Genomic DNA, 9943 nt, shown 5'->3' with positions numbered 1-9943 from the left:
GACGGCGACGTGTGTGAGCACGACTCGCGTCGGACACGCCGCGGGGACGCGAACGAGTGCGCCACGATCCTGCGCGGTCGGCCCAGGCGGTTCCACGATTCCGACCTCCACGTGAGTGGCTTACGAGAAAGTGCGTACCTGCCGACGACGGGGCCTCCTGCGATGCTGCGATCACCCGCCGACCACACGAGCAGGAGAACACCATGACGAACGACCCGACCACGCGCAACCCCTCCCGTCGCCTCGCCCGCGGCACGGCCGTCCTCGCCGGAGTAGCCCTCCTCACCGGACTCGGCGTCGCCACGCCGGCATCCGCTGCTCCTGGGACGACACCGAAGCCGACCGTGACAGCCGCCCCGGACCGACGGGACACCACCACCGAACACCGCAACGCCTGCGCCGTGCGGACGCTCATCACCACGACCTTCGCCGATCCCGAAAGCACGTCCTCCCAGCAGCTCGCGGCGAGATCCGTCTCACCGAGCGCCGTCGCGCACGGAGCAGGGACCACCGCCGGGCCGGAGGGACTCCTCGCCCAGTTCTCGGCGGACCGCACGCGCGTCCCGGGGGCCCACGCCGTGATCAAGCGCGTCGCAGCCGACGGCGACCTCGTCGCGGTGCACTGGCAGATCACGCCGGACCCGCGCGACGAACGACGCGGCGACGCCGCCGTCGACCTGTTCCGCCTCGAGCACGGCCGGATCGTCGAGCGCTGGTCGCTCGAGCAGCCCGTTCCGACCGGCACACCGGCCAGCGGGAACACGAACACCATGTTCAGCGACCTCTACCGGCCGGCACGTCCGACCGCCGCGCCGTCGGAACGCCAGGAAGAACGCAATCGCGTCCTGGCCGTGTCGGCGTACGACACGCTGTTCCGGGACCACGACCCGTCGATCCTCGACCGCGCCTTCGACCCCGCGTACCTGCAGCACAACCCGGTCGCTCCGAACGGGACCGCGGCGCTGAAGCGGCTGTTCGGCAGCGGCGCGCCGTTCCCGGCGCAGCAGTCCGTCATCTCGCTCTCCGACGGCGACATCGTGTGGACCTTCTCCCAGGCGGTCGGCGCGAAGCCCGGGGACCCGCTGCTCGCCGCCGACCTGTTCCGCGTCGACGACGGCCTCATCCGCGAGCACTGGGACGTGGTCCCCACCGACTAGTCGCCCGAGGGAGCGTCGCGCACCGGGCGTGCGGCCTCGCGTCGGGTGCGGCTCCGATGCCAGGTGAGGGCACTCGCCGCGAGCACGCCCCCCACGACGGCCCCGATGGTGTTGGTGATCCAGTCACTCGTGTCACAGGCCCGACCGATCACCACCACCAGCGCCTGGATCGCCTCGACGGCACCCGACAGCGCGACGGCACCGAGCACCGCCGCCACCGGTCGTCGCCAGAGCACCCCCGCGAGGAACGAGACCGGAACGAACAGGAGGATGTTCGCAGTCGACTCCCCCGCAGTGGGTGCGAGGTACGGCAGGCCCGGGTTGCACGTGATGCTCGGGTATGGCGCGCCGTCCGGGTACAGCGTGAGCCCCATGACGGTGAGTACCGCCAGGCCGAGGAGAGCGCCGGTCGTCCGTGGGCGTCCCGCGAGCCACACTCCGACGAACGGACCGGCGACCACGACGCCGATCAGGACCGAGAAGGCGAGCCACGGCACCAGGGCCAGCACGGTCGAGAGCACGGACCGAGACTAGGACACGTCGGATCAGCTGAGCGCGGGGCGGGACGGAGCCGCGGTGGAACCTCGGTACGGCTCGGTGTCCCCGAGGGCCGCTCTCAGGATCACCGGCCGGGACGGAACGAGGGGGCCGGATGACGGACGCGGCGTCGGTGACGTCGAGCACGCACGTGACGTGGGGGCCCCGCGAGCTAGGCGCGATGCGGCGGTCTCGCCGCCCTCGTCTTCGACGGCTCGGGACGGTCGGTGGCCCAGTCCACGTGCGTGCCGGAACCTCCGGGGAGGTGGGTCGCAGGGTCGTGGTCGGGCTCTGCTTCGGGATAGAGACCGCGGCCTGACGACGCACTCGCGTAGAGCGCCGCGAGCCAGGTGGGGTTGATGTCGACCGTTCGACTGCCGGCGAACTTGAACCGGAGGCTGATCTGCGGAGAGAGCCAGACGGTCGACCGGCCGTCGCCGGTCTCGATCGGTTCCTTCCACGAGAACATGAACGACTCGTTCTGACGGAACTTGTTGACGATGACGATCTGGAGGTGGGCGAGGAGGCGGTCCTCGACCTTGAACTCGAGGACGTCGCCGTCGTAGACGATGTATCCCATGGCTGCTCCGAGACGGAGAACGCCCGACGGTGCTGACAGCAGGGTCTGGGCTGTGGTGGTGTGCGGATCTCACTGCGCACTGCGCCGGCCGTCTTCGCGGCGCCACACGTGGTGACGAGACCACATCGGTGATGCGTCCGCTCGGCTCTCCTCGAGACCTGACACTAGACCGCTGCCGGGGGAAGGGCGACAGGGTCCCGACCCGAACGGGACCCTGTCGCCGGCAGCTCACACCGAACCCGACGGGTGCAGCCGCTCACTTGAGGACCTGAACCACCCTCAAGGCACGTCGAGCCTGCTCCTCGGCCCGTGATCCACGACAGATATGGACATAAGCCGAACCTTTTGGTACCAGCGGTGCTCGAGGGAGCAGCGTCACACGCGGTCCGCTTCCCCTCTACTGTTCATCCCGAGGACGAGACTCGTCTCCAGGGAAGGAACGAGCGATGAGCGAACGACGTCGGCGAGAACTGGGCGAGTCGGACGAACCCCTCGAGGACGAACTCGACGAATCGTTCGACGCAACCGTGGAAGAGGGTGCCGAACGCCTGCACCGCACACTCCGCACCACGCTCATCACGGGCTTCTTCGGAGGCCTCGAGGTCGGTCTGGGCATCATGGCGATGCTCGCCGTGCTGACCGAGACGGGCAGCCACCTTCTGGCGGGCCTGGCGTTCAGCATCGGGTTCCTCGCCCTGCTCCTGGCGCACTCGGAGCTCTTCACCGAGAACTTCCTCCTGCCGATCGCCGCACTCGCGGCGAAGGAGGGCACGTTCCTGCAACTCCTCAAGCTCTGGGGCGCCACGTTGGTCGCCAACCTCGCCGGCGGGTGGATCTTCATGTGGCTCGTCGTCCAGGCCTTCCCCGAATGGCACACGACCCTCGACGAGTCGGCTCACCACTTCGTGGACGCTCCGTTCTCATTGCAGACCGTGATCCTGGCCGTCCTCGGCGGCAGCACGATCACGCTGATGACCCGCATGCAGCACGGAACCACCTCCGAGCCCGCGAAGATCGCGGCCGCCGTCGCCGGGGCCTTCCTCTTGGCCGGTCTGCAGCTGTTCCACTCGATCCTCGATTCGCTCCTCATCTTCGGGGCCATCCAGGCGGGCAGTGACGTCACCTACGCCCAGTGGGCAGGGTGGTTCGGCTACACGCTGCTCTTCAACATCCTCGGGGGGCTCGTGCTCGTCACCTCGCTGCGGCTGCTCCGCACGAAGGAGCTCTTCTCGAAGGCGCGGGACGAGAACGAGTAGGGAGGCGCCGGGGCGCGGATTCTCCTCGGCCGGACCTCGCCGTCGCACCGGACCGTGACGGCGCGCTCGACCGTCGCGCACCTCCTTGAACCATCTCGGCACTCGACGTACGGTGAAAGTGCCGATGACGTCGAGGGAGTGAGCATGGACGAGGACACGGAACACCCGAGAGGTCGACTCCGACTGCAACGACCGACCTTTCGCGGGTCCTCCGTCGGCTGGGGAATCGGTGCGTTCTTCTGGCTCGTCTGCGCGGTCCAGGCTCTGGTCGGGGTGGTGCAGAACGGGGGCACGTCCGTCGTCGGGGCCCTGGTCCTGGCCGGGCTGACCGTCCTGGCGGCGGTCTGCATCATCGGCACGGTCGCGACGATCCGGCACCCCCGTCCGGCACCGCCCGCCACGGACGCCTGACGGGTTCCCCGCGGTTCTGCGGGACGAGCGACTTACTGCCTGTCGGCTGTCGGCTGTCGGCTGTCGGTGGATCGAGGGTGCTGCCGACACGTGGTCGATGCTCCGATCAGCGGAATGTCGGGGCAACCGACGCACTCTGTCGGCCCGGCACGACCTGTTCTCCCCCGGTCAGCGTGTCGTCCTGGTCGGCGATCGGATCGAGACGGGGAGCCAAGCGATCGCCGCCACCGCCCCTCCGACTCACCGGAACACAGCCCGGCAGGCGATCGACCACCGGACGCCGCGTCGCTGATGGACAGCGAGTTCTCCTCTGTGGGGTGATCGCTGCTCAGTGCCCGAGCAGCATGTCGTTGCGGGCCCGGATCTGTTCGTCGGTAGCGGGGAAGTAGCTGCTGACGCCGAAGTGTTCGGCGTCGTGCTGGATCTTCTCGACGATCGGCCGGAGTGCGCGTTCGTACTCGACGAACGCCTGCTCGACGTCGCCGTCAGCAGCTCGGAAAGCGTCGTGGAGGGCAGTGGCGCCGATGATGGCGAATGATCCACCCATGCCCGCGGCAGGTGATGCGCAGTAGCCGGCGTCGCCGACGAGCGCGATGCGTCCGGACGTCCACGCCGGCATCTTGATCTGACTGAGCTTGTCGAAGTAGAAGGTGTCGACGTTGACCGCCTCGTCGATGTGGTCTGAGAACGGTGCGCCAGCCTGCAGCAGGTGCTCTCGGAGGATGCGCTTCTGCTGGTCGACGTCGTGGTGGTCGTAGGGGATCTCGTGCTCGGATCGGAAGCCGAGCACGAGGTCGGTCGTGGTGTCGTAGGAGTTCACCAGCATCGTCACGCCGGGCGCGTTGGTGATCTGGGTCGTCTGGCGGTCGATGACGAGGTGGTCGAGGGTGGCGACGGAGAAGTACGTCTGCAGGAAGTGGGTGTGGAGCGCTTCCTGGCCAAAGCGCAGTCGTCGCACCGCCGAGTGGTTGCCGTCGCACCCGATCACCATCGTGAAGTCCCGCTCTGTGCCGTTGCGGAAGACCACGTGGACACTGTCCTCGTCGGGCTCGGTCAGCGACCTGATGGAGTTGCCCCACAGCATCTCGACTTCCCCCTCCGTCGCGGCGGCGAGGATGTCGAGCAGATCGTCTCGGTGGATCTCGTAGCCGTCGCCGGCCGAGTCGTCCGTAGGCGGTTCCGGGTCCATCCGCGCGATGAGTTCTCCCTCCGGTGTCGTGAACTTGGTCACGCGAGGAACGAGCGCCTTCGCTCGGATCTCCTCGAGCAGGCCCATCCGTTCCACGATCGCGATGGTGTCGTCGCGGATGTCGACGGGGGTGCCGCCGCGCTTCAACCCGGATCCGCTCTCGACGATCGTGACCTCGTAACCGAGCCGACGCATCCACAACGCTGTCGCGAGACCCGCGAAGCTCGCTCCCGAGATCAACACCTGTTCCTGCGTGCGCGTGTTCATCGATCGTCCTCGTTTCCCGGCTCCTGCCGAACTTATAGTTACCCAAACATTCTGGTGAGGCCGACAGTAGCAGAAACTTTGGGTCACTTTATGTTTCGTGGCAGACTGGTGCCATGGAGCAAGCGAGCATGGGTGCCGGATCAGGGCTCCGAGAACGCAAGAAGCGAGAGACCCGCGAGCGTCTGGGCGATGTGGCGGCTCGGCTCTTCGCGGAGCACGGGTACGACGAGGTGTCCGTCGCGGACATCGCGGTCGCCGCGGGCGTGTCGGAGCCGACGGTCTACAACTACTTCCCGACCAAGCCCGACCTCGTCTTCGACCGAGCAGACGACGTGCTCGAGAAGATCCGGGGTGCGATCTCCCGGCGAGACCCCCAGCAGTCACCCGCCGATGCCCTGCGCTCCCTCATCCTCGAGGACATCGATCGGTACGTCGAGGACGACGAGGGATTGGCCAAGGGCGAGTTCCCCGCGCAGTGTCGGCTCAGTGCGCTGCTCCGACGTCGGGCCCTGGAGTTCTACGACGACGTCACGACCGTGGTGGCAGCTGAACTCGCAGGTACGGGACCGAACGCGATGTCCGAGCGGGCGTACGCGGCCGCGCTCGTCTCGGTGGTGCAGCAGACCACCGCGAGCATCGGCGATGCGGTCCTGTCGGATGCTCATCGGGGAGACACTAGCGAGCGTCTGGACGGCGCGGCCACGGCGACCCTCGACCACTTGTCGACCTGGTGGCACAGGGAGCACGCCACCTGAACGCGTCTCGGCAGACCACCCCTTACCGGGCGGTCGGCACGGAGATGATCCGGTCGAGCCATTCCCCGAGAAGGCGTCGCTCGGGGTCGCTTAGCTGGTTGAGCTCGGGAGCGACGGCGCGGAACGCGACGGCTGCAGCTAAATGACCTGACCGGGCCGCCACAGGCGCATCCGTCAGGATCTGCGCCAGGACGCCCTCGAACACGGCATCCGCCAGCCCGGGATCACGCTCGATAGGAGGCGTGGCAAGGATCGTCGTGATGACGCCCACTCCCGCCGATTGGATGAGTCCGACCGCTCGCGCCTCCGGCACCGCGAGGCGCCCGGCGGCGGCGACCCGGCGGACACGAGCAACAAGGACGTCCTTGCCCAGGCGAGCAGCAGGCGAGCCCGCGACACGACGCGAGTCGCTGAGCAAAGCGAAGAGCGCCGGGTTCTCGAGACCGAACTCGACCTGACGACGCCACCCGTCGCAGAGCTCCTCCACTGGATCGACATCCGCCGCGGCAGCGGCAGCCACGGTCGAGGCCTTGTCCGCGACAAAGGACGCCATGACGTGCTCAGCAACGGCCTCGAGCAAGCCGTCCTTGTCACCGAAAAGCCGGTAGATCGCGGGGGCCTGGACGCCAGCGGCCTGCGCCACGCCCCGCGTCGTAACAGCGCCCGGGCCCTGCTCACGGAGGAACCGGGCAGCGACCTCGACGATGCGCATCCGTGTGTCGACAGGAACGGTTTCGTCAGTCACAGAATCAACGATACCGCCCTCTTGCTATCGGCGTGATTCCGACGATACTCTTGCGAGCGTTCCGCTGATATCTGGTCGCGGTTCGACGAGAGGCTCACCTCCATGATCATCATCACCGGCGCCACGGGCGCCCTGAACGGCTCCACCGTCGAGCACCTCCTGAAAACCCTTCCCGCATCCGAGATCGCCATCGTCGCCCGCGACGCGGCCAAGGCTGTGCACTTCGCGGAGCGCGGAGTCGAGGTGCGGATGGGCGACTACGCCGACCCTGCGTCCCTGCCCGCCGCCTTCGCCGGAGCAGACCAGCTCCTCCTCGTCTCGGCGAGCGACCCGCACGACGACGCCGTCGCACTGCACCGCAACGCCGTCGAAGCAGCAGTGGTTGCCGGTGTCGGCCGGGTCCTCTACACGAGCCACCAGGGAGCGGCACCCGACACCCCCTTCGGACCGGGCCGCGACCACGCGGCCACCGAACGGCTGCTCGCCGAATCGGGACTGGCCTGGACGTCGCTTCGCAACGGCTTCTACGCGCACAGCCTGACCTGGTTCCTCGGCGACTGGCGCGAGACGGGCGTCATCACGGTCCCTGCCGACGGGCCCGTGTCGTGGACCGCCCGGGAAGACGCGGCCGAAGCCGCCGCGCACATCCTGCTCTCGGACGGCGCCTACAACGGGCCGACGACCCTGACCGCCCCCGCGGCTCCCACGTTCGCGGACGTCGCAGCGATCGCTGCCGACGTCGCCGGGCGACCAGTCGAGACCGTGGTGCTCGGGGACGACAACTGGGTCGCACACCAGGTGTCCTCGGGGCAGCCGGAGTTCATGGCACGCTTCATGCTCGACATGTACCGCGCCGCCGCCGGCGGGTTCTTTGCCGGCACCGACCCCTTGCTGGGCAAGGTCCTCAGTCGCGAGCCCGCGTCCGTCCGCGACCTGCTTACTGCGCAGCTCGCGACGACCGGCCACTAAGAAACATCTCGTCCCACAGGCCGATCCTTCACCGGGCACTAGATGCTCGGCCGACATACGGCTACGTTGCGAGGGCAGCCCAGACCCCCGCTGTGAATGGCGGGGTTCCTGGGTTCGCCCGGGTTCCCCGTCATGGATCCCCTATCGGGCATGCAGAAACGATCGTTTGTGACTAGCGCCGACGAACACCACGAGCGGGCCCTGGCCAGATCAGAACCGCTCCCCAACTGAAGATCGCCTTGGTCGGGGAGCAGCCCTTGCTGTCGTACAGCGAACGGGTCAGGCCCGGAGGTCCTTGAGCCACTGCTCGACCGTGCGCGGGCTCAGCCCGAGCTGCTGCTGTGCGCTCGTGGCAGGGTCGATGAGCTCGGAGGGCAGGGTGGCCCGCCACCGGTACGAGGCCACGACAGGGTCCGCTCCGGCTGAGCCGAAGAGGGGCTCGATGACGCGGCCGAAGTCGTCGACGTCCTGCGCCTCGAACCGCACGCTCGTGCCCGAGGCTGCGGCGAAGCCAGCCGCGAGGTCGGAGCCCACGAGGCCGGGCAGCGCACCGACCCCGACGACACCGGTCACGGAGCCGTCCTGCAGCAGTCGCGCGACGACGTCGGCCACGTCGAGGTGCGAGCTCCACGACACGGCGTAGTCGTCACGGATCGGGTAGCGGAGGACGCCCTCCTGCTCCACGCCCGCGGCGACCGGCGGCAGCAGCAGGTTCTCGAGGAAGAGGCGCGGGGCCGCGACGGCGACGGAGACCCCGGTCGCCCGCAGACCGGCAGTGAGGAAGCCGACGGGACTCTCAGCCGCACCGTCGCCCTCCGTCGGGTACCCGCTGGTCGAGACGACCACCCGGGCCGGCCGTGCCTGCTCGACGGCTGCGACGACCGTCCGGGCATGCGCGAGCTGCTGGGCGGCGTCGCCGACCGGAAGGTGCACGAAGACGCCGTCGACGCCCGCGTAGGCCGCCGCGAGGGACGCGACCGACATCAGGTCGACGGCGACGGGCGCGCCGCCTCCCTCATAGGCGGACGGGTCGCGGACCGCCGCGGTGACGGCGGCGCCGGAAGCGAGAAGGGATGCGACGACGGGGGAGCCCTGGGCGCCAGTAGCGCCGTGGATGAGATAGGTCATGAAGCTATCAATGCATCTGGTGCACCAGTTACGTCAACTGCACCAATGGCGTACTGTCCATGTTCATGGCTTTCTGTGGAGAGATCTGGCCCGAGTGCGGCATCGCGAAGTTCCTGACACTGCTCGACGGCCCCTGGGCAACGCTCATCGTGCGAGAGCTCCTCGAGGGCCCGGCTCGTTTCACCGAGCTAAAGGAGGCGCTGCCCGGCATCAGTGCGCACACCCTCACCAACCGCCTCCGGAAGTTCGAGACGTCGGGCCTCGTCACCAGGACGGCGTACTCCGAGATCCCGCCGCGCGTCGTCTACGAGCTCACCCCGACGGGGCAGGGGCTCCGGCCCGTGCTTGAGTCGATGAACGCCTGGGCGCTGTCCGTCCCGCCGACACCCGACGCAGAGATCGAGGTGGTTCCTCGGTAGAGGATCGTCTATCGGGACGCCGCCCTGAGCAGGTTTGCGAGATGGTAGTTCCACCCCTCCTCGTGTGCGGCTCGAAGTCCGTCGCCATCTACGAGCTGCCCAAAACCTCGTTCCGTCAGCGTGACCGTGCTCCGCTCGCCGTCACTACGGATGTCGAAGCGGACCATAAGTGGCGACGGCCATTCCGGCTGCTGCCACACGAAGGCCAGCCGCCTCGGCGGTACTGCTTCCGTCACGCGACCGTCAGCGAAGTGCTCGCGGCCGCCCTCGGTCCAGGTCTCGCGCACGACCGAGCCGACCTCGGGAGTCAGCACCAGCTCAGGCCACCAGGAGTCGCGCTCGTCCGTAAGCGCGCACCACAGTCCCTCCGCGGAGGACACCGATGCGACGGTGATCGACAGCGAGTCAGCGCACATGCTCAGACGCTAGTGCGTCTGCCCAGCACCGGCGCCGATGTGCCGGCCAGCGATCGGCTATCGAGACGCTTCTGCCGCGTTCTGTCTGTTCACAAACCGACCGGCCGGTCGGTT

At 68.3% G+C, this 9943-nt stretch carries 12 protein-coding genes; 6 read left to right on the top strand and 6 right to left on the bottom strand.

What is annotated here, in order from left to right; genetic code table 11:
* The first annotated feature begins 203 nt into the window (after positions 1-203).
* Positions 204-1157, top strand: coding sequence for a nuclear transport factor 2 family protein (locus IFT88_RS04340; RefSeq protein WP_192119054.1), 954 nt, complete (start codon positions 204-206; stop codon positions 1155-1157).
* Here IFT88_RS04340 and IFT88_RS04335 read toward each other — a convergent pair.
* Both IFT88_RS04335 and IFT88_RS04330 read right to left on the bottom strand, forming a co-directional pair.
* A complete protein-coding gene (locus IFT88_RS04335) occupies positions 1154-1678 on the bottom strand; it encodes a VanZ family protein (protein WP_052505213.1) in 525 nt (174 codons plus the stop codon). The two genes, IFT88_RS04340 and IFT88_RS04335, sit on opposite strands and share 4 nt — an antisense overlap.
* A gap of 188 nt (positions 1679-1866) precedes the next feature.
* Positions 1867-2274, bottom strand: coding sequence for a DUF7882 family protein (locus IFT88_RS04330; protein WP_192119052.1), 408 nt, complete (start codon positions 2272-2274; stop codon positions 1867-1869).
* A gap of 446 nt (positions 2275-2720) precedes the next feature.
* Here IFT88_RS04330 and IFT88_RS04325 point away from each other — a divergent pair, with 446 nt between their 5' ends.
* Both IFT88_RS04325 and IFT88_RS04320 read left to right on the top strand, forming a co-directional pair.
* Positions 2721-3530 (top strand): formate/nitrite transporter family protein, encoded by an 810-nt coding sequence (locus IFT88_RS04325; protein WP_043594732.1) that lies wholly within the window; start codon positions 2721-2723, stop codon positions 3528-3530.
* A gap of 144 nt (positions 3531-3674) precedes the next feature.
* Positions 3675-3941, top strand: a complete 267-nt coding sequence (locus IFT88_RS04320; RefSeq protein WP_043594730.1) for a hypothetical protein — start codon at positions 3675-3677, stop codon at positions 3939-3941.
* A gap of 328 nt (positions 3942-4269) precedes the next feature.
* On the opposite strand, the gene IFT88_RS04315 is transcribed toward IFT88_RS04320, so the two are convergent.
* Positions 4270-5397 carry an FAD-dependent monooxygenase gene (locus tag IFT88_RS04315; RefSeq protein ID WP_192119050.1) on the bottom strand — a complete coding sequence of 376 codons (1128 nt, stop codon included), beginning with the start codon at positions 5395-5397 and terminating at the stop codon, positions 4270-4272.
* A gap of 113 nt (positions 5398-5510) precedes the next feature.
* Between IFT88_RS04315 and IFT88_RS04310 the strand changes: the two genes are divergently transcribed.
* Positions 5511-6152, top strand: coding sequence for a TetR/AcrR family transcriptional regulator (locus IFT88_RS04310; protein WP_199858877.1), 642 nt, complete (start codon positions 5511-5513; stop codon positions 6150-6152).
* 22 nt (positions 6153-6174) lie between these two features.
* Here the strand turns inward: IFT88_RS04310 and IFT88_RS04305 are convergent, their stop codons facing one another.
* Positions 6175-6864: a TetR/AcrR family transcriptional regulator gene (locus IFT88_RS04305; RefSeq protein ID WP_043594728.1), complete on the bottom strand. Its 690-nt coding sequence runs from the start codon at positions 6862-6864 to the stop codon at positions 6175-6177.
* 135 nt (positions 6865-6999) lie between these two features.
* Here IFT88_RS04305 and IFT88_RS04300 point away from each other — a divergent pair, with 135 nt between their 5' ends.
* Positions 7000-7866: an NAD(P)H-binding protein gene (locus tag IFT88_RS04300; RefSeq protein ID WP_192119048.1), complete on the top strand. Its 867-nt coding sequence runs from the start codon at positions 7000-7002 to the stop codon at positions 7864-7866.
* Positions 7867-8145: 279 nt separating this feature from the next.
* On the opposite strand, the gene IFT88_RS04295 is transcribed toward IFT88_RS04300, so the two are convergent.
* Positions 8146-8994, bottom strand: coding sequence for an SDR family oxidoreductase (locus tag IFT88_RS04295; protein ID WP_043595604.1), 849 nt, complete (start codon positions 8992-8994; stop codon positions 8146-8148).
* A gap of 65 nt (positions 8995-9059) precedes the next feature.
* On the opposite strand from IFT88_RS04295, the gene IFT88_RS04290 reads away from it, so the two are divergent.
* On the top strand, positions 9060-9413 hold the full coding sequence (locus tag IFT88_RS04290) for a winged helix-turn-helix transcriptional regulator (RefSeq protein ID WP_043595645.1): 354 nt from the start codon (positions 9060-9062) through the stop codon (positions 9411-9413).
* An 8-nt stretch (positions 9414-9421) separates the two neighbouring features.
* On the opposite strand, the gene IFT88_RS04285 is transcribed toward IFT88_RS04290, so the two are convergent.
* Positions 9422-9829, bottom strand: coding sequence for an SRPBCC family protein (locus IFT88_RS04285; protein WP_052505308.1), 408 nt, complete (start codon positions 9827-9829; stop codon positions 9422-9424).
* Positions 9830-9943 lie beyond the last annotated feature (114 nt).

This window comes from Frigoribacterium sp. CFBP 8751, assembly GCF_014841545.1.
In the GTDB taxonomy this organism is placed as follows: Bacteria; Actinomycetota; Actinomycetes; order Actinomycetales; family Microbacteriaceae; genus Frigoribacterium.
The sequence above is the reverse complement of the archived record's forward strand: the minus strand, read 5'-3'. Positions and strand labels throughout refer to the sequence as shown.